At 56.3% G+C, this 26,770-nt stretch carries 19 protein-coding genes and 2 pseudogenes; 13 read left to right on the forward strand and 8 right to left on the reverse strand.

Annotated features, from left to right (window positions below):
- Positions 1-85: 85 nt before the first annotated feature.
- The 3 genes from NO876_RS13665 to NO876_RS13675 form a co-directional block, all read right to left on the reverse strand.
- Positions 86-412 carry a DUF7344 domain-containing protein gene (locus NO876_RS13665; protein WP_256422222.1) on the reverse strand — a complete coding sequence of 109 codons (327 nt, stop codon included), beginning with the start codon at positions 410-412 and terminating at the stop codon, positions 86-88.
- A gap of 529 nt (positions 413-941) precedes the next feature.
- Positions 942-3,830: a DEAD/DEAH box helicase gene (locus NO876_RS13670; protein ID WP_256422223.1), complete on the reverse strand. Its 2,889-nt coding sequence runs from the start codon at positions 3,828-3,830 to the stop codon at positions 942-944.
- 3 nt (positions 3,831-3,833) lie between these two features.
- On the reverse strand, positions 3,834-4,718 hold the full coding sequence (locus NO876_RS13675) for a hypothetical protein (RefSeq protein ID WP_256422224.1): 885 nt from the start codon (positions 4,716-4,718) through the stop codon (positions 3,834-3,836).
- A gap of 186 nt (positions 4,719-4,904) precedes the next feature.
- On the opposite strand from NO876_RS13675, the gene NO876_RS13680 reads away from it, so the two are divergent.
- The gene (locus NO876_RS13680; protein ID WP_256422225.1) at positions 4,905-6,683 is read left to right on the forward strand and encodes a DEAD/DEAH box helicase; all 1,779 of its coding nucleotides are present in this window, start codon (positions 4,905-4,907) and stop codon (positions 6,681-6,683) included.
- Positions 6,684-9,526: 2,843 nt separating this feature from the next.
- Here NO876_RS13680 and NO876_RS13685 read toward each other — a convergent pair.
- The gene (locus NO876_RS13685) at positions 9,527-9,775 is read right to left on the reverse strand and encodes a hypothetical protein (protein ID WP_256422226.1); all 249 of its coding nucleotides are present in this window, start codon (positions 9,773-9,775) and stop codon (positions 9,527-9,529) included.
- Between the two features lie 192 nt (positions 9,776-9,967).
- Here NO876_RS13685 and NO876_RS13690 point away from each other — a divergent pair, with 192 nt between their 5' ends.
- Genes NO876_RS13690 through NO876_RS13700 form a run of 3 tightly spaced genes read left to right on the forward strand, consistent with a single transcriptional unit; the run spans position 9,968 to position 12,287 of the window.
- Positions 9,968-10,120 carry a hypothetical protein gene (locus tag NO876_RS13690; protein ID WP_256422227.1) on the forward strand — a complete coding sequence of 51 codons (153 nt, stop codon included), beginning with the start codon at positions 9,968-9,970 and terminating at the stop codon, positions 10,118-10,120.
- Positions 10,117-11,394: a hypothetical protein gene (locus tag NO876_RS13695; protein ID WP_256422228.1), complete on the forward strand. Its 1,278-nt coding sequence runs from the start codon at positions 10,117-10,119 to the stop codon at positions 11,392-11,394. The genes NO876_RS13690 and NO876_RS13695 overlap by 4 nt, the downstream gene beginning before the upstream one ends.
- On the forward strand, positions 11,391-12,287 hold the full coding sequence (locus NO876_RS13700; RefSeq protein ID WP_256422229.1) for a hypothetical protein: 897 nt from the start codon (positions 11,391-11,393) through the stop codon (positions 12,285-12,287). Before NO876_RS13695 ends, NO876_RS13700 begins: the two co-directional genes overlap by 4 nt.
- A 200-nt stretch (positions 12,288-12,487) precedes the next feature.
- Here the strand turns inward: NO876_RS13700 and NO876_RS13705 are convergent, their stop codons facing one another.
- From NO876_RS13705 to NO876_RS13720, 4 genes are all read right to left on the reverse strand, one after another.
- A complete protein-coding gene (locus tag NO876_RS13705; RefSeq protein ID WP_256422230.1) occupies positions 12,488-12,913 on the reverse strand; it encodes a hypothetical protein in 426 nt (141 codons plus the stop codon).
- A gap of 113 nt (positions 12,914-13,026) precedes the next feature.
- Entirely contained in the window at positions 13,027-14,103 is a 1,077-nt protein-coding gene (locus NO876_RS13710; protein ID WP_256422231.1) for a hypothetical protein, read from the reverse strand.
- 388 nt (positions 14,104-14,491) lie between these two features.
- The gene (locus NO876_RS13715; protein ID WP_256422232.1) at positions 14,492-15,805 is read right to left on the reverse strand and encodes a hypothetical protein; all 1,314 of its coding nucleotides are present in this window, start codon (positions 15,803-15,805) and stop codon (positions 14,492-14,494) included.
- A gap of 416 nt (positions 15,806-16,221) precedes the next feature.
- Positions 16,222-16,959, reverse strand: coding sequence for a hypothetical protein (locus tag NO876_RS13720; RefSeq protein ID WP_256422233.1), 738 nt, complete (start codon positions 16,957-16,959; stop codon positions 16,222-16,224).
- A 170-nt stretch (positions 16,960-17,129) separates the two neighbouring features.
- Here NO876_RS13720 and NO876_RS13725 point away from each other — a divergent pair, with 170 nt between their 5' ends.
- The 9 genes and pseudogenes from NO876_RS13725 to NO876_RS13760 all read left to right on the forward strand — a co-directional run bounded on the left by NO876_RS13725 (position 17,130) and on the right by NO876_RS13760 (position 25,845).
- Positions 17,130-17,537, forward strand: a complete 408-nt coding sequence (locus NO876_RS13725) for a DUF8165 family protein (protein ID WP_256422234.1) — start codon at positions 17,130-17,132, stop codon at positions 17,535-17,537.
- 241 nt (positions 17,538-17,778) lie between these two features.
- Positions 17,779-19,119 (forward strand): annotated as a pseudogene (locus NO876_RS13730) (RNA-guided endonuclease InsQ/TnpB family protein).
- A gap of 48 nt (positions 19,120-19,167) precedes the next feature.
- A pseudogene (locus NO876_RS18075) lies at positions 19,168-19,455 on the forward strand (AAA family ATPase); the annotation flags it as partial.
- Positions 19,456-19,682: 227 nt separating this feature from the next.
- Positions 19,683-20,711, forward strand: coding sequence for a Cdc6/Cdc18 family protein (locus tag NO876_RS13735; protein WP_256422235.1), 1,029 nt, complete (start codon positions 19,683-19,685; stop codon positions 20,709-20,711).
- A 136-nt stretch (positions 20,712-20,847) separates the two neighbouring features.
- The gene (locus tag NO876_RS13740) at positions 20,848-21,513 is read left to right on the forward strand and encodes a helix-turn-helix domain-containing protein (RefSeq protein WP_345780762.1); all 666 of its coding nucleotides are present in this window, start codon (positions 20,848-20,850) and stop codon (positions 21,511-21,513) included.
- Between the two features lie 13 nt (positions 21,514-21,526).
- Positions 21,527-22,213: a hypothetical protein gene (locus NO876_RS13745; RefSeq protein WP_256422236.1), complete on the forward strand. Its 687-nt coding sequence runs from the start codon at positions 21,527-21,529 to the stop codon at positions 22,211-22,213.
- Between the two features lie 316 nt (positions 22,214-22,529).
- A complete protein-coding gene (locus NO876_RS13750) occupies positions 22,530-23,369 on the forward strand; it encodes a hypothetical protein (RefSeq protein WP_256422237.1) in 840 nt (279 codons plus the stop codon).
- Positions 23,370-23,371: 2 nt separating this feature from the next.
- Positions 23,372-23,677, forward strand: coding sequence for a DUF8156 family protein (locus NO876_RS13755; protein ID WP_256422238.1), 306 nt, complete (start codon positions 23,372-23,374; stop codon positions 23,675-23,677).
- 2 nt (positions 23,678-23,679) lie between these two features.
- A complete protein-coding gene (locus NO876_RS13760; protein WP_256422239.1) occupies positions 23,680-25,845 on the forward strand; it encodes a type B DNA-directed DNA polymerase in 2,166 nt (721 codons plus the stop codon).
- The last annotated feature ends 925 nt before the right edge of the window (positions 25,846-26,770 follow it).

A 26,770-nucleotide genomic window follows, 5' to 3' on the forward strand; every position in this document is an offset into this window, starting at 1 on the left:
CTCAGACCGGGTTAGCTGGCGGGACTTTGGGAGGTACTGAGGACCGACACAACTGGCAAAGCCGAGAGACGCTGAATGACATAGGTTATGTTTGGCGTTCAGCGCACTGCAGTAGAGTGGCGAGAAACGATACTTCGGCTGTCGAGATGACCGTCCGACTCTGGCGATCGACAGAAACTACTCCACTCGCTTCTAATTTGGGAAGATGCAGATGTTTGAGCATCACAGACACATCTCGGACGTGTTCATCGTCGACACGATCTGGAGAGACCTCCGCTTCGAGGGCCGCAACTTGCGTTGCTAGGACCGATTGTTTCTGAGCGCTGTCGGTGCGATCGAGACAGCAGATGATCACTCGGCGGCGCTCATTGGCGAGCAGCTCGAAGGCCCTCCCCACCGATAATTCACTCATACCTATCTGAATTCAGACCAAATACAAAATTTTTGGTATATGGTTAGTATTGTTCTATTTTCGTCGCATATAATTCGTTAAATTGCACGTTCACACAACACGCAGAGCTAACCGATCGGCGTAGAGCAAGTTACTCAAGGGCCATCCAGACTGGTGTGGATCACGAATCTAAGGTCCAAACCGGGACTGTTTCGACAAATAACGGTCAGTCCGATCTGTTTGGATATATTCTGGCCGTCCTAACCCGCCTCATCAGTCCATATATTCTCGAATTGGGCCTGCAGACGAAGTTCACCGCTGTATCTAGGGATCAATCTTATAGCCAGGTACCGGTCGAACCGTACTAGGACCGTTGATTCACTCGTACTACCACTATCCCAGCCAAATGCAACTGTTTTGCTAATCCGGAGTCGATATGCAATACTCCCGCTCTCGGGGGCTCGCCAGTCGGGAAAAGCACTTCTTGGTTTTCTCTGATCCACTTAGGCTATGAGGGATGGTCAAATTTTAATAGTTCCTACAGGATATCTTAGAATGAGTCACCTATCTCATCGAGAGAGAAATCTGATTCTTCGATTAAGCTACCAGCGGAATTTTGTTCGTATTCGATATCTGTGGGATCCTCGACAATGCCGACGAAGACAAGCGACTCACCGAGATAGGTCACTGCATGGTTTGCTTCGTTAACCGTCACGCTCCCACCCCCTTTTTCAGTATAGATGAATGAGGCGATATTCTGGTAGCTTTCTGACGCGATAAATTTCCGTCCGTCCTGTGTTCTGGTGAACGGACGGCCTTCAGCATCGACACTGAATTCGAATCCCTCGCTCGGTCCCGGATACGGGTCGCCTTGTGCTAACTCCTCGGGTTCTGGAATAGTTTGGCTCGTCGGAGGATCGGGGATTTCGTTGTCAGTCGCGGGTCTGAGATGACCGGTAATCGCGTCTTCTTCGGTTTCCCAGGTGAGATGGCGCACCTCTGCCTGTGAGAGTTCTTCCCGCCAATCGTATCGCTCAAAGATGCTCGCATCAACTGTATCTCGTGCGTAGAGAACGAACAACTCCGCTTGCTTGTTTGGATCTTCGCCGGTCCGAAGGATACGTCCGAGCGTTTGGATGCGTTGTCTGACGCTTCCCGAGGAGACACGGACGATACCCATATCTGCTGATGGGACGTCAACGCCTTCGATCAGTGCCTTCACACTCAGCATTACGTTTGCAAACCCGTCATCGCTGAACCACTCGATAGCAAAATCGTTCCAGGCCTTGTTCCGGTGTCCAGAGTGATACATAACGGGACGGTAACTCGCCGTGAAGAACAGTTCTTCCAGTTTCTCGTCAATACGTTTCAGTGCCGGGTATCGCTCGTAGAGCTGTGCTCGGTCTACGTCTGTCTCGGTGATTTCGCCAGTCCGTGCGTCACGGCCCCGTGTCTCCTTCGGGGCGACCATTCGCTCCAACTGCTCGATTCGTTCCTGGAAGACAATCGCTTTCTGCTCGTTGGCCACGCTTTCTTCGAGCAACTCCAGCGTTACGGCTTGCCGAGCGACGGCGTCAGCCACCAATTCTCGCCGCTCCTGTGTGTATTTGAAGTAATCCGAGATCGCTGGCGTCGCCCTGTCAGCATCGTTCCGTATGACTTGCAGTTTCCGTGAGAAACTCCCGCTGAGTTCGTATAACCGGTTCTGGTACTGTCTCTCGATATCCGTCACGGCGTCAACCACCGCATCGGTTAACCGCTGGTATGCCATCTGTTCGGCATCGGTGAGTTCAAACCCGACGTAATTAATCCGGAAGTCCGGAATGAGGCCACGACGTTGACCTTCGTCGTACGACAGTTCATAATAAATTTCGCCGAGATTAGCCACCAACATCTCGTCTTCGGGACTCCGCTCGTCAGCAGCCGGGTCAGACAACGGGGTCGCAGAAAGACCCAAGCTAGCTGTTCTGTGACAGTCGAACACCTTACCGAATGTCTCGCCGGTGTAACGATGACATTCGTCGGCTATGAGCAGATGCTCATTCACATCGGCCTTCCGAAGCGTCTGTGACAGCGAATCATTTTTCACCGCCGAATTAACGATCGAGACGAGGACCCGACACCCGTCCTCGAACCCGTCGTTGTGCCCATCGCCAAGCCATCCGATGTCGTCGGTCGGGATACCGAGTGTCTCGACCAGTTCTTCGAGCCACTGATGCAGAAGCACCTTCGTCGGAACGACGACTGTCACCACACCGTTTGAGTGGTCGGCGAGCCACTGACGCAGAACTTCCAGAGCCATCACCGTTTTCCCAGCACCGGTCACCACCTGTGCGATACCACGCTCCGAGTCTGTCTTCTCACCAGTGAACCATTTTGTAGCGGCGTCTTCCTGCCAGTCGTACAGTTCGAACGCTTCGGGAAACGTGTACGCTTGCCGGTCTGGTGCCATCGCTTCGAGAGTCGCTCGTGAGAACCCGCTGCCAGCACTTGCCTTCGCTCGCATCGCCGCAGCCTCGGTGTCCGCAGCGGCGATTTGTTCTAACATTGTCGTTGACAGTCCAGCGAGAGCTCGCGGGGTGAACGAATCGAACTCTGCACAGATGGTGTCACGGAGTTCTCGGCGATGTCGGCGTTGCTCGACGTACGTCTCTGACCGTTTGAGTTGCGGCTCCGATGTATCCGTCAACACGGACTCGTCGAGGTACTCTCGCCTGGCTGTATCGAGGAGTTGCCGGTGTTGGCTATGCCCACCGGACTCACGGTACATATAGTACTTTGCGAGGTCGCGTTTCACTCGATCCGATGGCGGCGATGTGTTCGGCCCTTCCCGCTTGAGCCATTGCTCGAATTGCCACAGAATATCCGCATTACGGAAGCGCTCACTGAATCGCTCCGGATTCGTCGTTTCGTACCCACCCTCACGGTTACGCAACGCGCCCATACCCTCCAATAGCTGCGGATACCCGCGAATTCCCTCGTCGTTGAACTCGTATCCGTACTTTTCGCCGAGACGCGCCCGGATCGTGCCTCTACGGACTGGCTCGTCCGCCTGCTTCACGACGTGATGGATATCGTACAATCCCTCAATGCCTTCCGGGAAGGAGCCTTCTAGTGCCCACGATTGCTTGACAGCGTACCAGAGGAATGTCTCAAAATCCAACTCGTCCGACCGCCAGTCGTGGGCGAACTCGTGAACTGTGACTCCCTCTTGTGTTTGACGCAGGACACCTAGCTGGATGTACGTCGAAACGATGCGGCGAAGATACTGCTCAGCGTATTTCTCTCCATCCGGTTTCAGTAACTGTGAGCGAGCGCGACGAACGAATTCGGATTTATCCAGTGGTTCAGTCGAAGCGATAGCAATGTCGACGAAGCACCGTGCTCTGGCTGCAGTCTCTTCTACGCCGAACAACGGTGGTGGAAAGCGTCGCCCCATAAATCACCAGTCGATCGGATCATCCTCCGGGATCTCATCATCAAGATCATTTGCCGGGAGCGATTCGGTGTCTGGGCCATCCACAGTATGGTTGTCGACCTCTGTCTGTGATGTTTCACCGAGCGAATCAAGCCAACTATCGACTCCGTCACTCTGATCCTCAAATGGATCGGTCAGCGACGGTGGGTCACTAATGGAGAACGGGGTGGCTTCGACTTGGCCGGCGTAAATTGGGAGTTTCTGGACACCTCCGCGGTCACGTCGAAGGGCAATGAGGTTCTTCACCACTCGTGGAAGTGAATCGAATTCCGCCCGAGTTTGCGACGGGAGTTTATCTAAGTCAACAAGTGTTAGAACATCGTTCCACGGTGTGACCCGCAAGGAGCCTCCCTGCGGCTTATACCGCGATAATATCGTCACTAACTCCTGTGAGAAAAATTCTTGGACTGGATGTCGCTTGTGGGTCTGTGGGTTGTCCCACCAGATCCGCTCAACGCCGGGTCCGAACGAGTATTTCGCACCGTCATACACGCTTGGCCAGAAGTCACCAGGTTCCAAGCCATCGGGCTGTACTGGCACACTGAAATCTGGATCCTCTGGCGGGACCAACTCTCCGTTGAGGTCAAATCTCCCGATCCAGTGGGTCTTGTATTCGTCATCTTCTTCAGCCCGCGTAAGTACATCGTTGCCTTCTGTTATCCGAATACGGCCACCGAGGCGTTTGAGTTCGAGTAGTGACTCGATGAGATCCCCAGGAGTAGGCTCTAAGTACAGTCGATCGGTTCCTTGGTAGGCTTGCCACCAGATATCGCCGTCAGGGTTCGTCCGAAGTCGATAGCCACGGTAATGCTCAGTCCATCTATCGCCGGGTTCGTATCTCGATATCATCGGTAACTGGTGACGGTCAGAAGGACCGTTTTATAATGTACTCACAGGGCCGAGATATATGTCTGACGACAAAATCGAGGGGCGAAAATATACTTGAACACAGGTCTTCGTGCGACGTGGTGTGATTATCATACTCTGAAAGCGCAGCGTGACGTTTATCATTTAGGTGCCAGATGGTACGTGCAGATGCCACAAAAGGTGTCGAAATCCGGAACTTCTCCGGAGCTATCGTATTCTATCGATGACCCTTCGACTGCAGCAGAGGCACTTTCTACCGACACTATCAATGTGACAAGTCATCTCCTCAACGTTCAAGCGCGGGAGTTTGAAATCGCCCAAGGGCAACAAGAGTTACTCTCCGTCGAGGAGATTAAAGATCGGATCAAACTGCTGGACCACCAACTTCAGGCTGCTCACCGTGCGCTGTTCAAAATGAGCGGTGGGGCGCTGTTCGCTGACGAAGTTGGACTCGGAAAAACTATCGAGGTTGGAATGGTTCTGAAGGAGATGGATTTCCGAGACACCCGAGACAGCTTCCTCATCCTGACCCCGGCTCAGCTCGCACCTCAATGGCAGAAAGAACTGGACGAAAAGTTCGGACTGGACTTCGTCTGTAATTACGACGAGGACTTCTGTGGGTTCGATGCGCACGATAAGATCATAGCGAGTGTCGACACTGCCAAGTCGAAAACCAACAGAGACGATGTCCTCTCACGGCGATGGGATGTTGCTGTTCTCGACGAAGCACACTATGTGCGCAACGCGGACACAATGCGGTACGAACTTATGGACGAACTGAGCTATGGGGAGGCGTTCTTTGCAACCGCGACACCGATTCAAAACGATATTTCAGATCTCTACAACATTATTGATCTCATCCGCCCCGGGATACTCGGAACCAGACAACAGTTCGACAACCGGTACGTCGTCGATAGTGACGATGCCCAAATCAAACGCAGCGAGGAACTACAAGAGAAACTCAATCGTGTGATGATTCGGAACCGTCGTGAAGAGACAAAAATCGATTTCACGAATCGGAACGTCCACACGAACGTTTTTGAGCCTTCAGCGGCGGAAACCCAGTTGTACGACGCTGTCACGGACTATGTTCGGTCGAATTATTCCAGCGCTGATGCTCGGCACCTAGTGCTGTTCACCTTGCAGAAAGAAGTCGTTTCAAGCCCGTACGCGGTCGATAAGACGATTGAACGGTGGGTGGCTGACAAAGAAAAGGCCCTCTCAAAACGCGAACGGAACGCGCTGAGAGACATTCAGTCGATAGTCGATGATATCGCTCGGACGACCAAGCAGAAGCGGCTTCGACATATCATCGAAACGATTCAGGATCAAATCGGAACGACCAGAGCCGTCGTGTTCACGCAGTTCCGTCCGACTCAAGATGCGATCGCTGACAGTATTCGCGGGTTAAACCTGCCGGTCCATATTGTGAACGGGGATCTCTCCAGCAAGGGGAAAGAACGGAAAGTGGCGCAGTTCAAAGACGAAGGGGGCATTATGGTTGCCACGGACTCGATCAGTGAAGGCCGGAATATGCAGTTCTGTAACGTCTTAGTGAACTATGACTTGCCGTGGAATCCGATGAAAGTCGAACAGCGCATCGGGCGAGTCGATCGTATCGGGCAAGACCGTGAGGTCCACGTGTTCAATATGGCCTTGGAGGGCACGATCGAGGAACACGTCCTGAACAAACTGTTCGGGAAAATCGATCTGTTCAACCAGTCCATCGGTGGGCTCCGAGATATCCTCTCCCGGATGGAAAAGTCCGGTTCCGACTTCGAACGAGAGGTATTCGAACAGTTACGGCACGCCGACTCTAAAGTCGAACTCGAAAACAACTTCGAGGATATGGCAGTCGATCTTGAACAGAACACTAAAGCTGCGGAGAAAATGAATGATTTCAACCGCGGTGTGTTCGACGGCTTCGATTTCGGTGAGAGTGTATGAGCGTTGATGACATCAGTACACTCAACCGCTTAGAAATCCGCCGGTTCACTGCGATAACAATCGAAGCATACGGAGGCGACGTTGACCGACGCAACGCGGATTCTTGGCAAGTTACACTTCCAGATCCACTCAGTAATCTCGCGGAATCGCCTGACGTTGCCGTGGTGTTTGACCCGAAAGACCAGCAACCTGGTCGTGATGAAATTCTCGTCCAACCCGGCTCCCTCGCGTTCAATCAATTACTCGAATTAGTAAAACAGGAGCTCTCAGTCGGTCAACTATACCTTACAGCGGCTGATATGCAGATCACTTTTCCCGACGTTCTCGATGTTTCCGAAACGACGGTGACGATTGACGAATTTACTCCAGAGCAGACGGCTGACGCTGTCGCGTTTCATTTTCTGGTCGAGATGGAGAGTGTCTCGTCCTTCCACCGGGAGCGATTCGAAACCGTCACACTAGACCTAACAAACGGGAGTCCGCAACCCGACCTCACCGAGCGGTTACTAGCCCATACCAGCACGCTCAGCCGGTCTCACGAGACAAGCGATATCAATCCGGCGGGCGACACAATTGAACAGCGATACACGACAGCTGTCGAGGAGATTGAACGGCGAATCGAAGACGATGCGGCTGAGTTACTTGACGAAGCCACCGAAGCCGCATCGACTCGGGCGGAAGAAATCAGTGATTTGTACGACCAGCGACGGGAAGAACTCACAGACGAACTGCACGGTTCCGCGTTACGCCAACGACAGAAATCGTTCGATAAACGTGAGCGAAACGAGATAGAGGATATGGTCAACCGGCACGATGTTAACGTAAACGTCTCGCTCGTCGGGATAACCTTACTCTCACACGACGTTGGGAGCCTCACACTCTCGATTGACGACGGCGAACGTTCTGGTACTGCGGTGGCTCGATACGCACCCGCAACCGGGGACATCATTCGCTTCGACTGCGCGACCTGTGACACGCCGTTCGATCGACAAACCAGGCCGCAAGTTTGTGGGTGCGGGACTACCGTCTGTGCCGGTTGTATCAACGTCTGTGAGGCGTGTGGCGACACAGGCTGTCCAAATTGCGACACACCAGTGGCGGCCTGCGAGTTGTGCGGGCGCGTCGAATGTCACCAGTGTGGCTCAGTCTGCGACGAGTGTGGTAGAGCAGTGTGCACCAACCACATTGAAATATGTGCTGCAACCGACCACTCAACCTGTTTGGCCTGCGGTGAAGACTGTAGTAGCTGCGGGACGTTCCACGCTGACTCGCAACTCCACCGGTGCCGTGTTGACGGCGACCTGCACTGTGACGCTCATTCTGGCACCTGTGATGAGTGCGCAGACACGCTTTGTGACGATCATCTCCGGTCTTGTACTGCGTGTAAGATAGAGATCTGCCCTGCCGACCGAGTGACTTGTGAGACGTGCGGTGATACCCGCTGTCACGACGACGCCATCGCTTGTGACGGGTGCGGTGGGTATCACTGTGCTGAATCAGTTGAACGATGTGAGATCTGCACGAACCAATTCGGGACCGCTCATCTCTCTATGTGCGCCACCTGTGACCGGAGTGTGTGTGCAACAGACTCCACGACCTGTGGTACCTGCGAAGATACGATTTGTACGGAGCACGCTATTGACTGCGCTGGTTGCAGTGACGCGCTGTGCGCCACGCACAGCAACGAGTGTGAGATTTGCGCAGACTCTTTCGGGGCGCGACACCTAGTAGCGTGTGACACGTGCGGTCAAGAAATCTGTGAGACTGACCGCGGAGAGTGTCGGATCTGCGATGACATCGTCTGTACTGAGGACTCCGCGACCTGCACGGAGTGTAACGATGTCACCTGCCCGAGCCACACTGATCCCTGTGATCTGTGTGCCGAAGTGTTCTGTGCTGACCATCTCGACACTTGTGCTACCTGCGGTGACGATATCTGTGAAACTGACCGGATAGAGTGCGCTGTCTGTGACAGTGTCACCTGTGATGTTCACGCAGAGACGTGTGACACGTGTGAAAAGGACTTATGTCCGGAGCACAGCGACACGTGCGCCACGTGTGGGGACCTCCTCTGTCCGGCTGACCAATCTCGGTGTACAGACCACGACGCTGTACTCTGCGACACGCACGCCAAGACGTGTGCCCAATGCGAGGAAACGTACTGTGTTGACCTCGTTACTGACTGCGGGTACTGTGATGGCGTTGTTTGTCATCACCACGAAGAGACGTGTACCCATTCCAGTGAGACAGTGTGCGCCGAGCACAACCGGGCCTGCACCGTCTGTGAAGATGCGTTTTGCCCGGCGCACTCCGTCACCGCTGACGATAGCGACGAAGTCCGTTGTCTGGACCACGCAGCTGAATGTGCTGACTGCGAAAATCCGTTTACTCCCGAGCATCTGGAAGTATGTGATCGATGCGGCGAACACGTCTGTCAGGACGACCGAGCCGGCTGTGCTACTTGCGGTGCGGTACTCTGCCAGACGGATCAAATTACGTGTACTGTCGACGGGAAACCACACTGTGCGTCCCACATCGTTCCCTGTGACACGTGCGGTGAGGGCGTCTGCGACGACCACGTGAAAACCTGTGCACACTGCGGCGATCTGTTATGCGACGATGACGCGACGATATGTACCACGTGTGACGAACCACATTGCGCGGCCCACACTGAGGAGTGTCTCAGTTGCGATGAACCGCATTGCGTCACTCATTCAGCCACCTGTGCGGAATGCGAGTTCACGTTCTGCATGGATCATGTAGAGGAGTGTCACAACTGCGGTGACCTCGTCTGCCACACTGACCGAGAAACCTGCGAATCCTGCGGCGAAACAGCGTGTCTCTCACACAGCGCAGACTGTATCCACTGTAAGGAGAGTTTCTGTGCCGATCACCACTTCCGTTGTGGCACCTGTAATAGCCCAATCTGTGCCGCAGATAGCACCGAATGCGTCGATGACGAGGACCGGCACTGCGACGAGCACATCGCCACGTGCAGTGTCTGCCAACACGAGACCGACCGTGACCAGCCACGCTGTCAGAATCATCTGGAGCAGTGCGTCATTGACGAGGCGAACCTGTGTTCCGAACATACTCACATTGACCCGGTGCTACAGGAGGCGGTGTGTGCAGAGCACCAAACGACGTGTACCACGTGTCGACAGCAGGTCGCCACTGCCGCTGTGGAAAATGGGGAGTGTCGCACCTGTCACGAGTTAGCTGAAAACGACTCACTACAGCCGGATGTCGAGGATGAACTCCCGGAGTCACTAAGTTTCCGCTCGATGGAGATCAGCACCAATCCGGCGTACGTCGTCGTCCACGGTAAACGGCTCGTTCGGTCGAACGAGACTATCGTGCTCGAACGCGACACCGGTGACATTATCGAACAGTATCGAACCGGGTTGCTTGCCCGGCTCTCCGGAGGGCGACTATGAGCAACAGCGACCAATCTTTCTCGTGGTATAATCCGGAGAGCGTCCGTACGACAGTCGCCAATGGCAAAGCGAAGAGTATCGATCCGAGTCGGATAGCGGAGTATCTGGCACAACGCCAGTTTGCTGACATCCCGGTGTCCCGCGTCGAACGCATCGTCGATAACATACCGAGTTCTGAGGACACGTCAGCAGCGACAATTGATCTCTCACAACCCGAAGCAACGGACGCAGAACCGCGTGCACCCGTAGCGAACCAACTCGCCGTTCACGATCTGGAGTACGTCTCGAACCGCGAGGCTGCTCGACTCATCGGGCTTGCACTCGAACAATTCGACGGGAACACGGTACGCCCGCCCGGTGCCACACGGGTAGAAACCGACCTTGTCTGGCATCGACAGCAAATGACCGTCGCGTTTCGTATCGTCCCAATCCCGTCAGGTGCTGTTGATACCAACCACATCGACGCCTTACTGGACGGTACGGTCGTGCCGGATGACGTCAGAAGCCCGTCCGAACTGGCAATCGTCACTAATCAAGCGTTCACCGATGAGGCTCTCGATTCCGCCGTTGAACACGACATCCACTGTTTCGATGCCGGGCACGTCGAAGAATGGTTCCGCCGAGCCAGAATCCCAATGGGCGCCGTCGGTACACTGCTCGAAGACGGTGAATCTCACGATGGACCGCTGACCGACCTCGTCGAACTCCCACCAATTCCGGACCCGAGGAAGACCGTCGATCCCCTTGAAATCAATCGAGCGTTCGATATCGACTCGCTCACACCGCCTTCCGGAGATGACACCTCGCCCTCTACAGTTGAACGAACAGACGCGAACCAAGGCAAACAGGACACCGGACTTGGCCGTTCGACTGCCCGAGACGATCCGCTCGGCGGCACTCAACCCCCAGCCGGTGAAACCGGGACGCTGTACGCAGACCCTGGTGAAGATGGCGATTTCGAGGCATTCGACCGGTTTGTCGATGAGATCACGGACGGAAACCAGCAATCCAACTCGACTACGGATGAAACTGCGAACGCGGGAGCCAAAGAAGCCAACGAGTCAGATGACAAATCAACCACCTATGATGATGTCGACCGGAAAGAACTGTTGTTCGACCTCTTAGAAGCAACACAAGACGTCGACGGGAGAATGTCTCTGAAAGAGGTGCGAACGCATACCTCGTATCCAGTTGAGTATTATCTGAAAGAGTTCGGCTCGATTGCGGATGCGTTGGTCGCAGTAAATGTTGAATATTCGGAGGAGTCTCAATGACGGCAACACTGAAAGAAGAGTCGACGAGCGTCCCGTTGGAAGATCAGAGATCAGTCACGTTGAAACCAGGGAAACCATGGCCGTCCGCGTACCGCGGCTCAAAATACAGTCTCGTCTCTGACGACGACTTTAATGATGCCGTACTCAAATGGGAGCAACGCGATCTTGCGATTTACACAGATCCACCGGATGGGTTACGCCGCACGCTCATTCTCCTCGGGAAAAACGGTGGGTACGGGAGTTTCCGAGTCACTGCTGACAACGAAGTCCTCACGAAAATCAAAGCCGACGAGTACAAACACGTAAATGAAGCCCCAGTCGATAAGGGGTGGATCCCTGTGTACGTCGGGAAACTCTCAGGCACCCTCGACTTCGATGAAATCGACTCAGACCCACTCACACCTCAGAAGAACCGCATCAAGGTCTGGAAAGGATTCCCATTCCACCACGGGGAACGCTGGAGCGTCAGCCAAGACGGGGCCCTATTCTGGAAATGGAAAGACTACCGCTTCGACTCAGCGTTCGACCATCCAGAACTCATCAACGAATATCAAAAATACCGCGGAACAGCCGGTCGCCTCTACATCACAGAAAACGCGCATATTTGGGTAAACATCCCGAAAAACGATATCGCACCAGCGAAACAATCCGCTGTCCGGAACGCAATCAAAAAGTGGAAACGAGCAGCCGAGCAGGTAGACGATACAGCAACCCTCCGACTAGTCAACCGGCGACTGGTCGCCACGAGCGGAGACGACGATCCGTCCACCGGCCACTTCCCGATCCACCTTGGACAGCTAAGCGACTTCGACAACGGGGTCATCCCTCGACCAATCGTCGACGAATCAAGCTACTTCCAAGCCGTTTGCGAATACGAACACGTATGGGAATAATCAGCTCCGAAGGATTACGACACGGCGCTTGATTTGGGCGTTTTTACGGCCCCAGCCGGCGATCAGAACCCGAGAGGTCGGTGCTGATCTTACAGATATCGTATCGTTCGACGAAGATTGGAGACGATGCATTTGAGTCCCAGTCTCGGAACTCAAGGTGCCAACTTCACGCATATGTGGCGAAGCCGAGCGTCCCCCACTCACTTACTGTATACGTCGCCGACCGTGGCGAAGTGATCGACAAGCGTGTCGACGGCGTCTTCGATGTCAGCTCGTGAGCTGACGTGGTTGTAAAAGACTTTATTCGAGTCGTACGGATTGTTGGAGATCTCCACGGCCCAATCGCCGGCTCGGGTCTGTTCGACGACACGCGTATCCTTGTCGGTGGCAGCGTTCTTGATTTTGTATCCGAACGCGCGTAACGCGCCGTCGATGTCCGTTCGGTCGTATTCCGTTGGCGGCATCCAGTACAGGTGGACGTTCAGTTTTTGATTCCCGCTGGGCGAGGCAGGCCCCGTCATTTGATGATTGATCCGGTGGAACGCTAACCCGTTTCTGGGGCTCTCGCTTGTTTTCACATCGGGGTTCAGTCCCGGTTCGAAGAGGTCGGGCTGGGCATCCACCATTCGTTGATCGAACTGTCGAAGGATCGATTCGATCTCGGCTTGGAACTGGTCGGTCAACCGGAGTGCTTTCAAGTATCGATCGTTCGTGAGGCCGTTGGTGAGGAAATCGTCTGTCATCGGGTGTTTTGTTGCTGCAGGTAAGTTAGTTGTCGGTCGATTGTATCGGTGAGCTGGTGTGGGCGAAGTGCCTCGACGACGTTCGCCGGCGAGGCAAACCGTTTCGCGTCGGGGTGGGACACGAAATTCAGGAGTTGTTGCTCCGCCACGGCGCAGAACAGGTACGCGTTCGCTGCCCAGTGGTCATCCACGATCTCCCCGGCACGCAGGAGCGTGCGGAGTGCAGTCGTGATATCTCGCCAGTAGCGGACTTCGACTGGGCCTGGATCGGTCCACGGAATACGGAGCTGGCCGTCCGGAGTCTGTTCGACTCCGGGACTGACAATCGCGTCAAGACGGTTGCGTTTCCGTTCTGGGAGGAGCAATACGTGCGTCCACTCCCGGTCGTCGTAGTGGTGTTCGACGAGTGCGGCTGTTTCGGCAGTCTTGCCGTAGTTCTCGTCGTCGAGTTTTACTTCGATCGAGATGCCGCGGTCGCCGTAACAAATTAACAGGTCCGCACGGCGTGGTCTCCCACCAGGGTTCGAGAGGCGTGCCTCCCGAATCACCTCGTCCGGCGGCCCCTCAACTGGAATGTCGAAGAGAGTAGCGATGAGAGCTCCGGCTGGCCGCAGGAGTTGGGCAAGCCACCGAGACCACGCGACCTCGTTGCTCGGGTGATACGGGCCGCGTGGAGTAGCTCCGTCGCTCACGTCGGTTGCGAGGGGGTCGGTATCAAACGGGGCGTTGGAAGCTGACCAGACCGTGTTTGACCGCGCAAGCACTGCTGCAAGCCGAACCGCCGCATCAGTGCCGGTCTGTGCGTACAACTCCCACCAGTCATCAAGGTCCGCCCACGGGTCTGGTGACTGTTCCTCGGGAAAGACTTGAGACCAGGAGGTGTCGGCTGTCGGTCCGGAGTATCGAGCGGAGGATTGCCACCACGAATCTACCTCGCTCCACCAATTGCCAACCCGGTCGCGTTCCACGACCCTGGCACCGTCGGACTGCGATGTGAGGCGGTGTGGCTGCGCAAGCGTGGCCCACCACGAATCAAGCCCCGCCCAGTCGGCAGGCCGTGCGTCTCTATCCACAAGAGAAGTTACTGTGGCCATCGACAAAGGTGCTGTGCGAGAAGTGGCGGTCTGAGATGAAAGCCGACCACAATAGTTACGAACTTTGTGGCAGTGCCTCGCTGACTTCGCTTCACTCTTGACCTAAGGGGAGAATGTCATAGAGTGGTTCCTATGCATTCCAATCGTCACGGACTGAATCGTTCAGTCCAGAGGAACGAATTAACACGGCGTGGGTCGAACTATCCAGTGGCTGTCAAGAACAGCGTGCAAGATACAGAGACTGAATCTCTCAGAAACCTCGTCAGAATAGTCGGTCGAAGTTCACAGAAAACCAGTGACTGGATTCAAAATAGCCTAATATGCTAGGAAATTTGGTTCGAAATTCTATCCTCAGCTACCGTGAGATTCAGAACTTGTCACGACTGAGCAGGTCGTTCTTTCGTTCGACTTGCTCCGTGAACGGGTTGTCTGTATCAGTTTGGGGGATCCGTTCGTTGTCGGTTTCTTCTAGAATCCTGCCTTTGATTTCGTTGTGTGAGACATCCGTGATTCGGACTTTGGCCGTACCTTTGTAATCAGTGTTATGTTCGTTCTCAAGCGTCACACGATACGAGTAAACGGCTGGCTCAGCGTACAGTCCGGTAGGAGACTTCACCACTTTAGCTAGCACTTCTCTGCCAACTTCTGGTAACTTCCCACGATACGATTCAACGGTACCCTGAAACGGTGGCTCGTCAGAAGTCAACCGGATATCGATCTCCCCGTCCAGTAGAATCGGTTCCTTGAACTCAATTTCATAGCGTTCTGCATCGGGTGTGATAGTAGCTGGTGGAGGTTCTCGTTCTACCCTAATTGTGAGGACATCACCCTCTCCAGGAAGGTCATGGTAGGTGGTAACTCGTCCTTGCATAGGATTATCGATGGTGGTAATCTCAACGGTGATGTCACCAGTTGTGATGGGATCATCTTCGAGTTCTATGTCGAACTTGACCCCCTGGTGAATCGCAGAGACGGTGTCGCTATACTGCCTAAGTGTGGTGGTAATGGTGTCGCCTTCAGAAGGGAGGCCCTCACCGTAGTCAACGATGGTCGCTTGGAGTGGATATGACGCGTCCGTAATTTTAGCGGTAATCGAACCAGCATAAATGGCAGGTTCGTCTAGCTGGAGTCGGTAGATGCCATCGGTCTGGTTAACGACGGCTGTGGTTTTGTCGGCTGAGGTGGGAATGCTGGCCGTGATGGTATCGCCTTCGTTGGGAATAGTGATATCGTAGTCGTGAATGGTGGCTGAGATGGCGGGCTGGTCTAAATCGAAGCGTATCTTGACGGTACCAGTTGTAGTGACTAGCGCTGGTTCGTTCACCGTAAGCGGGGTATCATTGATTTTGACGGTGGTTGAACCTTGTTCGAATTCGGCGTCAAGGAGTTTCGAATGGCGATTTACATTCCCGTCAGTAGGAATGGGGCCAAAGACCGAGTATTTGTAGAGATTCGCGTAGGGTATGTCGGCGTCAGTACTCTGAATGCGGGCGAATACAGTCTTTCCGACCGCCTTCTTGCCATTTCGCCCAAAGAATTTATTAGGGACGTTATCGCGTTTGAAGCCGATCTTGTCGAATGGATCGTAGGACTCTGCTGGGGCTGTGAGGATACGGGACCCGTTAACGCGGGCGGTATCCGTGATTGTGATTAGTCGGACGTTGTCGGGAAGATTGGTCATAGGTGCGATTTGGGGTGGGAATAAGGCCTACTGAGTTGTCTATATGTATGTTTACAACTAGCAATACACATATATTTCGGTGGGAACGTTCTTATCGGCGTTTATAAGTAAGGATATGCAGAGATCAGTAAGATGAATTACTAATATACACCCAGGAGTTCGTACCCTATATTTCAGAGAAAAGCGTGCTGAACCCCACCAACTTAGAGATGTCTCTCGGGGGACCCGTGCAAGATACGCGTTGTGTATGCAGCAAGTCGCGTTGAACATCAATGGAATCCGATAGAACGGCTATCGATACCTGCGCAAGCGCACTCTAACGGGAGGTTCAACGATCAAGAGTGTAAGAAACTCTTTGTGAATCGTTCTATGACACCCTCCTACGAGGTTATTTACAGAATTCGCCGTGGTACGTATCAACTGATGCGGTCCGTTGGACGGCGGTACGTGTCGTCGAGAGCAGACCCGCCCAGGGCCCGGTAAAGTGCAATCAGGTCGGCGACGTCGCTCGTACAGTAGTCCTCGAAAAGTCGTGTGAGTTCCCGGTGGACGCTGGTTGACTCGATCCCGGCTTCGACGTTGTCGACGTACCGTTCGCCGATGACTCGCCCGATGTGTTTCCCTTGTACGGCAGGCCCATCGACATCCGAGAGGTACGAGTCGGGCAAGTCGTAATCGTCGTACCACACACTTTGGTTGTCGATCCCGGCGAGGTCGTAGGCTTTCCAGTCCGGGAGGATGTGTTGGTCGTCCCAGAGTTCGGCGGCGTATTCGTCGGCGGCGGCGAGTGCCACGTCGATGTGGTTCTCGAACAGCGCTTCGGTTCGTTCTCGTACCGCAGTGTCGGCTGTAGCGTCGAGGTCACGAGCCCAGGTGAGCAAGTGCTTGCCGTCGAACCACGTCCCGTTGTACGTGAGGAATCGGTCGATCGGCCGCCGACCACACCATTCGAACAGTCGTTCGAAGAGGTCGATCGTGTACGCGTCGTCCCAGCCGCCACGTCGGAACAACACGTCGGTTTCTGGCGTCGCGTCTAACTCCTCGGCGTACGCGAGGCCGACAGCGACCCACTCGTAGTACCGTGAGTCGTTCGTGTTCTCTGGCGGTTCTTCGAACGGGCTTGCCGTCTCGATATCGAGGACGAGTGTGGACATCGTAACAGGAACCTCCGCGCAGACGTGTCGAGTGACGCGACGCGGTTGGGTTGATAGTGGCGGTACTCTTCGCTTTGCAGGACCCGTGACGATCCTGACGTTCGTACTGAATATGAATTGGAAAAATTATAGGAGTTAAATTTATTACTTGGAAGTATATATTGGGAGACGTGAGGTCTCACACGGAGTCAACGCCACAGAATGAGACGCCGACGCAGTTGTACCGGATTCACAACAGTATCCCGTACAGTAGTGCGAACCGGATCCGGACGTGCGACACGCTGGCCGACGGCGCGACCGCCGTAGGGGCGACTGCGTACTACCGATACAGGCAAACGCCTGCCGAAAACGTCGTCGCCGCACATCCAGACGGATGGGCGACGGCGATGCACCTCGGGTCGCTAACGATGACGGCGGTATCGCTTGAGGCGGTACCAGCTGATATCCTCACCAAAGTGCAGGCGGTCACTGACTGTGACGTGGAGTCGTACTCGCTGCTCGTGTTGGGGCGGCCACCAACGAGTCCGAATCAGTCACTCGAATCGTACGACGACCACGCCAATGACACCGACGAATAGCCGGCGAGGTTTGCTTTGTGCTACGTGTCGTCGGCGATGTAGATCAGCGTCTGCATATCGATCATCGACGCGTTACCGGTGTACTCCTCGATTTTCGTCAAGAGGTCCTCGACCTCGGGACCACCCACCTGTTTCAGTGAGAGAGTTCTGGGATTTGCGTCTCCAGCGAGAATGAACGATTTTACTTTCACTGTGGATGGCTGACGTTCATACCCGAAGCGAAGGTATGCTAAAGTGGCTGATGAAGCGCACCAACACGTTCGCCGTGCGACCGCTTTCCGATACCGGAGAGCAACTACTACGCGATCTGTTGGACGCTTCTGCCGCTCTCTGGAACGAAGTTAATTACCAGCGCCTTATGCGGTACAACGATGAAGACGGATTCAAGGGCGACGTGTGGGACGCCGATACAGGCCAACTCGAAGGCAAATACAAAGGCGCCTCGGGGCGTCCACCGCCCAACAGGTGATACGGAAGAACAGCGAAGCGTGGCGCGGGTTCTTCCGCCTGAAAGAGCAGTATCACGACGGGTCGAACACGTCGATCACGGAACACCCGGAACCGCCGGGGTTCCGCGGCAACGACAACGATGGGCGGCAACTCCAGACCGTCATTCGCAATACCTCGTACACCGTCGACTGGGGCGAGCGCTCCCGACTTGAGATACTGGTCGGGAGCGACTTGAAAGACCGATATGACCAAACTGGTCGGCTCCGACTCGAAATAGCAGGCGATCCGAACTGGCCCGATTACGAGAGCCAAGGACGGTTGGATCTGCGGTACGACGAGACTGATTGCACCTTCCGAGCTTCGCAGCCCGCGACTGTTTCCAAGGATGCACGGGCGACTCCACTGGCCTCAGAGGAGGCCGCTTTGGATATTGGTGCAAACAACCTCGTCGCCTGCACCACCACGACCGGCGAGCAATATCTGTACGAAGGTCGCGGACTATTCCAGGGGTTTCGCAAGACGACACGAGAAATCGCCCGACTACAATCGAAACTCGAAGACGGACAATACAGTAGCAAACGGATTCGGCGGCTGTACCGAAAGCGAACCCGTCGCCGCGACCATGCCCAAGAAGCGTTGTGTCGTGACCTGCTGGAACGACTCTACGAGGACGGCGTGGAGACGGTGTATATCGGCGGGCTAACCGACGTTCTGGAGACACACTGGTCGGTCGAAACCAACGCCAAGACCCACAACTTCTGGTCATTCAGAAAGTTCACCGAACGGCTGGCTTGCACCGCCGAGGAGTTCGGCATTTCTGTAGAGGTTCGGTCGGAGGCGTGGACGAGCCAAGAGTGTCCGCAGTGCGGTTCAACGGACCGAACGACCCGACATCGTGACACGCTCACCTGTCCGTGTGGATTTGGGCCATGCCGATCTCACAGCGTCAGAGACGTTCTTAGAGCGGCACACAGAGCAAGCAGTCAGGCCGATGGCACGGCCCGTGCGGTTCGAGTGGGACGACCACAACTGGTCGGGGATACCACACCCTCACGAAAGTCCCAAAGAACAGCGCACAGACCCGAGTACCGTCCACCGGGATGGGAATATTGCGTCCGGGGAATCGGTATAGCTGAAACTCCCACGGATGAAACCCCGTCGTCCACAACGGGGAGGATGTCATATCAATTGCTGGCGCAACTACGCCCGATTCTGGACGTTCTATCAGATCCTTTAGGAGCTCAGTGCGACGACCGACATTCACGGGCAATCACCGCCGCACGACGACCCGAGAACAGTCGTCATTCTCAACGATATCGACCAACTGGGGGATCCCAGCGTCATCTATGAGGGTCACAGCCTCCCACAGTTCGCGATCATCTGCATTGTGAACCGGGAAGAGGAACTGTTTGATGGTCGGAACGCAGCAGTATCAGTTCCTATCTGCTCCGAACACATCGATAGAGATGTGTCTCGGCGTTAACCAACAATGGATAATGTCACTCCCATATGTTGGTTAAGGACGCCACGGTAGTGCTGGAACTTCCGGAAAGCTGCCTCTCCCCATCTCCACAAATTCAGGGAATTTGGTTCCTAACGAGCAGTATTTTCGTGAAGCCACGATTCTATGAGAGGTACTTTCCGGAAACAACCCGGATACGTTTTTGTGGGTTGCACAGAAACTCTCTCGCATCTATGATCCGCGATGCTCGCGTCCTCCGTGCCGGGTTTGTGCCACGGGAAATTGAGCATCGCGACGCCGAAGTCAACCACCTCTCTAGTGTCCTCGAACCGATCACAAACGGCAAACCAGCCGACACGGCCGTCGTGACTGGCCCCAGCGGGGCCGGCAAAACCTGCATCTCAAAATTCGTCACTGAACGCCTTCGTGAGGAAGTGCTGGCTGTTGAGAGTACTTACGTGAATTGCTGGCGTAACTACACCCGATTTCGGACGCTCTACCAGATCCTCGACGATCTCGGCGCCACCATCGACATCCACCGGCAGTCGACGCCGCATGACGAACTCGTCGACCGTCTACAGCAGCACGACGGCCCGCGAACGGTCGTCATCCTCGACGAGGTCGACCAATTGGAGGACCCCAGCGTCATCTACGACCTCCACAGCCTCCCGCAGTTCGCGATCATCTGCATCGCGAACAAGGAAGAGGAGCTGTTCAGCCGCGTCGACGACCGCCTCGTGAGCCGCCTGCGCTCCAGCGAGCACGTCCGGATGGACAAGTACCACGACGAGCAGTTGTACGACATACTGAGTGCGCGGGCGAAGTGGGGACTCGACGAGGACGTCATCACCGACGACCAACTCTATCGCATCGCCGATGCGGCCGCCGGCGACGCCCGCCTCGCAATCGGCATCCTCCGAACAGCGGCCAGCAAGGCCGACCGCGAGAACCACGAGCGGATCACCGACGACATTCTTCTGGATGCCGCCGAAGATGCTCGGGCCCAGATTAAGCAGAAGAGCCTCGACTCGCTCACGCCGCACCAGCGCGTCGTCTACGACATCGTGCGCGAGCACGGCCCGGTCGGGCCAAGTGAGATCCACGAGCACTACACTAAGGAGGTCGATGACCCCCGGACGAAACGGACCGTCCGGACGTACCTCTCCAAGATGAAGCAGTACAATCTCCTCAAGGCGGAGGGCACGAGTCGGGATCGAGAGTACTCACTCGTCGATTCGGCCGCTGCGTCGCCGATGCAGTGACCGTAGCGCCGTCGAGTAGGCATATCCCGCATCGATCCGGCCTGGACGGAAGTTCTATGTATCGGTATCTCTATAGAGATAACTAATGGCGAGATCGTCAAGTCGGACAGAAGGCTATTCAATAATGTCCGAATTAATGGATGCTACAGCTGCAAAGATTGTCTTGGCAGTTCAGCGTGGCGATTCTATTAATCGCATCGCGAGCAAGATCGACGTCTCGTACTCGTGGGTGTACGACTGGATTGAGCGGTTAGATGACGCAGACATTATCGCTAAAACCGATAATGGAATTCAGGTCGTCGACCACAAGATGCGCCAGCAGTACGCCGAGATGATGGCTGCGTTGTACAGCCGCGACACCATCTCCCAAGAGGATGCGTACGTCATCCCACACTTCGCCGGGATGGAGTTTGCGTACACGGAAATTGACGCGGCGTACGTCTGGACGCACGGCGGCTACCAAATCGCGCGGAACCACGACGACTATCCGGTGTTCATCGAAGTGCACGACCGTGACGTCGAACGTTGGATTGCGTTCTTCCAGCGGTTTGGCGTCGATGCGACGATCAACGAGCGCCCGGACGCCAGCGATGTCAACGGGAACGTCCACTATGTGTTGTTCCCGAGGACCAACGGTATCGACGCCGAGTGGGTCGACGGTAACCCCGTCATCCCGTTGGACGACGCCATTGCTCAGATGATAGAGAATCGCCCGGCGTACGAGCCCGCCTTGGAGATCATCGCCGACGAGTACGACAGGGACATCGATACGTCGCACCACAGCGCGATGAGCACAACCTAACAGAGGCAATAGAATGAGTCTTCCCGAGCGTCAATCCGAACTCATCGACACGCACCGCGCGGTACAGGACGCCGAACTGCCGTATGTTCTCGTTGGCGGCTGGGCAGTTTCCGCGTTTCAAACCCGGTTCACGACCGATATCGACACCGTGATCCCGGACACTGCACTCGACGACTACGACACTCTCCTTCGTGACTTCGGATACGAGAAACAGTTCGAGCAGGATGTCTCGAACGAGTACGACGGTCGAATGATCCAGTACGCGAAACCGGTCGGAGAGAACGAAGTCAAGTTCGAGGCACTCGTGGATGCGATGGGATGTCGACAGACGGACGCAGAGTGGTCGTACCGCTATCTTCACGAACACAGTACGATCGAAGCACTCGATGTCGCCGAAGGCCTCGACGGGCGAATCCCGGAACCGGCCCTGCTGTTCGCGATGAAACTCCACAGCGGCCGGAAGGCCGATACCCGTGACCTGGTCGTGATCAGCTTGCGTGCGGACTTCAACCGTATTGAGCGACACCTCCATCGTGGCGACCCCGAGAAGCTCAAGAGACAGATCGAAATGGTGCTGGATCAACTCCAACAGAAGGGGTTCGAAGACTCGTTCAAAGGTGTCTTCCGACAAGAAGAGCTGCCAGCAGACGCGATTAACAACCTTGTTTCGTTCCTGTCCGAGCAGCGAGATCAACTGTAAGATATTAACCAACAGACGACACGGAGCACCAGTTTGTTGGTTAAGTAATCAGCGCCGGCTGAACCCGGTCTCTGGAAACGTTCTCGGAAACAGTCGGAACAGCCGCAGAAAGTCGATGACAGAGGATGGGGACAGTATCTGTCTCGTGTCTTCCCTGAAACGCGGAAGCTACACGCCGCGGCTTATCGGGAGTGTGGACCTCTAGTCGAGTATGGAAGAACACGCAACGTCGAACCGATTGGCGGTGGACCAGCCGACACGGGGCGCTGACCGCAATCGGTCCCTTGCTGACCAGGCCGATCCGGCTACAGACGAGATGCTACTCCCTTCACTCGAGGACGGCATCACGCTGCTTGACGTTGAGGGAGGTCGCGGCGTCCCGATCCTGCAGTCGCTCGTGCTCGACCATCTCCTCCTGCACGACGGGCCCGCCTTCTGGGTCGACGCAAATGGCCACGCGACAACGACGACACTCGCCCAAATCGCGCCTAGTCAACGGTTGCTCAACCGAATCCACGTCGCACGCGGATTTACCGCCTACCAGCACTACGGCGCCGTCTGTGATCTCCCGCCAGCGGTGAACAAGTCGATCCAGATGTCCACCACCGACGCCGGGGAAGCAGGTCGAGGGGAACCGAGTCGTGACGAGGATACGTCGCCCCACACGCCCGCCCTCATCGTCGCCCCGGCCATCGACGCCCAGTACCGCGCCGACGATACTCTCAGTGAGACCCATACGAAAACCCTCCAGGCCCGAACCCTCGCCCGGTTGGCGACCTACGCCGAGGGGTACGACATCCCGGTGCTCATCACCCGGGCACAGCGCGACGAATTCACCGAGTCAATCGCGACGGTCGCCGACCACCATCTGGAGTGCGAGCAGACTCGGATGGGGCCACGGGTCGTCGGCAAAGACTTCGAGACGCTCGTCTATCCCGTCGACGACGGCGCGTACTACCAGACGACGTTCGCGTACTGGCGGCAGCTGCTCGCGGCACGCGCCACGCAGGTCGGCGTGGAACCGACAACGCCGACGCCGTCGACGCCGACTCCGGATGGTGTCGGGACAGGCGTCACAGCTGACGGTGAGACGGTGGCGGCCACTACGGACCCCCTGCTCGATGCGTGGACCGCGACCGGGACAGGAGGCCGATAGCGATGGGGCGCACAAACCCGACGTACCGGGATGCGCTCCGGGCCATCGAAGAGCGGTGGGCGGAGTTCCGCCGGGCACTGCGGCGTCGCGACCAGCCGCGCTTCGACCGGCTGTTCGAGTACGCCCGCGAGCACGCCGACGCGAGCGGGCTGTTGAACCACCAAAATCCGCTGCTGCCGGCGCTGCTCAGCATCGATCTCGAACAGGAGGCCCGCCTCGACGACCACGAGGAACGCCTCGAGGAGCTCGAAGCCGCGGTCGCAGCACGCGATGATCAAGAGAGTGCCCCACCGGACTCGAACCCGTGACGATGCCGTTCAGTATCGACTTTCTGGACGACGGCCGCGTCCTGGAGTGGGAGGCAACCGCTGACGGCGCCGTCGCGACCGAGCGCGAAGACTACACCCCACGCTTCTACGTCGCCCCTCGCGACCCAGCGTCCGACATCGACCTCACGACACTCCAATCGGTGTACGACCAGCACCCGGATGTCGTCGCGACCGAGATGGTTGCGCGACGCCCCGGCTTTCGACGAGACGAGGAGGCCGTTCTCGCCGTCGACGTCGCCCACATCGACCGCGTCACCCCACTCGCCCGGCAGGCACGCCAGCTGTCGGACTATCCAGTCGGGGATCTCGCCTGTTTCAACGTCGACTTCTCGCGAGAGTTCCGGTACTGTCTGGAGACCGGCGCCGATCCGACGCCGGCGAGCGAGCTGTCGACGCTCCGGCTCAGCGTCCCAGTGACCGAAACGAGCAACGACGTCTACGGCGAGCTGACCGTCGCCGGCGATACTGTTACCGGCTCGCCGACGGATCTCCTGACCGCCGTCCAGAGGGCGCTCGACGCGCACGATCCGGACGTCCTGGTCTGCTCGACGAGCGAGATCGTCCCGACCCTGTACGAGATGGCGACGGACGCCGGCGTCGACGACTTCTCGCTGAGTCGGTGGCCGGACGTCGACTACCAGCAGCTCGCGAGCCGGTCGACGTACTCGAGCTATGGTCGCGTCGGCCACTCGCCGGCACGGTACAACGTGCCCGGCCGGGCGATCATCGACGAATCGAACACGTTCTTCTACGGGGAGGCGAACCTCGAGGGCGTCCTCGACCTCGTGTCGCGCTCGAAAAAGCCCGTCCAGGAGCTCGCGTGGGCGTCAATCGGGAACGTCCTCACGGCGATCCAAATCTGTGAGGCCAACGACCGCGGCGTCCTCGTCCCGTGGAACTCCTGGCGCCACGAGTTCTACAAGTCGATGGGGACGCTCCACGATGCCGACCGCGGCGGCTTCATCTTCGCACCCGAGGTCGGCCTCCACGAGAACGTCCACGAACTCGACTTCTCCTCGTTGTATCCGAACATCATCTGTACCCGGAACGTCTCGCCGGACGTCATCCGGTGTACCTGCCACAGCGACCGCGACGACGTCCCCGGCCTCGGATACTCGATCTGCGACGACCGGGGCTACCTCGTCGACGTGCTACAGCCGATCATCGACGCTCGCGACGAGATCAAGGCGGCCATCCGTCGCGAGAAGGAACGGGACGACCCCGACGAGGACCGGCTGACGGAACTCGAGGGACGGTCGGGAGCGCTGAAGTGGATCCTCGTCGCCTGCTTCGGCTATCAGGGGTTCAGCAACGCGAAGTTCGGCCGCATCGAGTGCCACGAAGCGATCAACGCGTTCGCTCGCGAGATTCTCCTGACGGCGAAACAGCGACTGGAAGCTGGCGGCTGGCGGGTCGTCCACGGCATCGTCGACTCCATCTGGGTGACCCCGGACCCTGACGTCGACGACGAGAATCGCGAGGACCTCCAGACACTCGCAACGGAGATCACCGACTGCGTTGAGATTCGGCTCGAACACGAAGCCCACTACGACTGGGTGGCGTTCGTCCCACAGCGCGAGACCGACGCCGGCGCGCTGACGAAGTACTTCGGGAAGGTCGCCGGCGACGACGACTTCAAGATCAGAGGCATCGAAGCCCGGCAGCGCTCGACCCCGCCGTTCATCGAGGACGTCCAGCGGGACTGTCTCGAACGGCTCGACGCGACTCGATCTCCGGACGCCGTACTCGACTGTCTTCAGGACGCGATCAAGCGCCTCCACGCTGGGACGGTGCCGGTCGAGCAGCTCGTCGAACGGAATCGTGTCTCCAAGCCGCTGGGAGGGTACACGCAGAACACACAGAACGTGGCGGCGCTGAAGCGGGCTCGGGACCAAGACCTCGCCATCCACCCGGGACAGGATATCGAGTACGTAGTTGTCGACGACGAGAAATGCTCGCGAGAGCGGGTCGCGTTGGCCCACGAAGAGATTGAGTCGTACGATGCGTCGTACTACGAGACGCAACTCGTCAGAGCTGTCGAGAGTGTGCTGGCACCGCTTGGCTGGGATCGGACAGAGATTCGACGCGAGATCGCGGAAACTCGGGAAACGGACCTAGCCGCCTTCACCGAGATTAAGAGGGGTTAACCAACACTGTCGAGGTATAGCGAGAGTTGTTGGTTAATGATGAGTGGAGACACGGAAGGGAGCTGGAGAGAATACCCCGCCCACACACCCCTCGTCCAGAGGGAAAACCAATCAGAGGTGTGGGGTGAGGTCCACGGGAAATAGGGGTTCTCGTGAGAGAAGATCAGAAAGAATCACGGAAAGACTGCCTGAGACGGGAGAAAGCGGAAGAAATGGAACAGCGAACACGAGCATCAGTTCGAAACCACCCGGACGAATGCCGTCTTCGTCCTCTTCCCTGTGCTAAATGCACTTGGGGGAATGGTAAAAGGTAGGTGGTAATAAAACTTCTATGTAATACTATGTATATTGGTATGTTTAGAGGATCTTCGACTGTATGACGATTGCTGTTAGAGGGATACTCGTCTCACGTCTTGTGATTTCGGTACTTCCCAGCCGACTCGTCGTGTGGTTTCCGCCGAGCCAACCGAGGGCCTCTCGTAGCGTTTCACTCTGGACGAGGGGTGTGAGGGTTCGATTCTGTTGTCTATGTATTGTGAAACGTTGAACGAACAATCGTCGTTCTGACTATTCGCCAACCAGCAAAGCCGAAATCGGGATTGGTATCTTCCGATCTCCCTCGTCAACCGGGATCAGGACACACAATACCGACAGTTCCGATTGCACCCTGCTTTACTTCGGTTGGAGATCTGACCTGCATCTTCACTCTTGACTGGGGTGCCGACGAACGTTCGTCGCCATCACTCGAAGTTCACTCTCCACTCCAGCTCGTCACACCGGCGTTTCACTCTGGACGAGGGGTGTGTGCCGTGCGTCAGACGTCCAGTGCCGTTGTGTCCTCTCAGAGATATGATTGATTTCTTCGTTCGGGAGATACACTCTGGACGGGGGGTGTCGTCTCAACCAAGTACGCTGTTCACCGGAT

It is taken from the genome of Halobellus rarus (assembly GCF_024494595.1).
Taxonomy (GTDB): domain Archaea; phylum Halobacteriota; class Halobacteria; order Halobacteriales; family Haloferacaceae; genus Haloquadratum; species Haloquadratum rarum.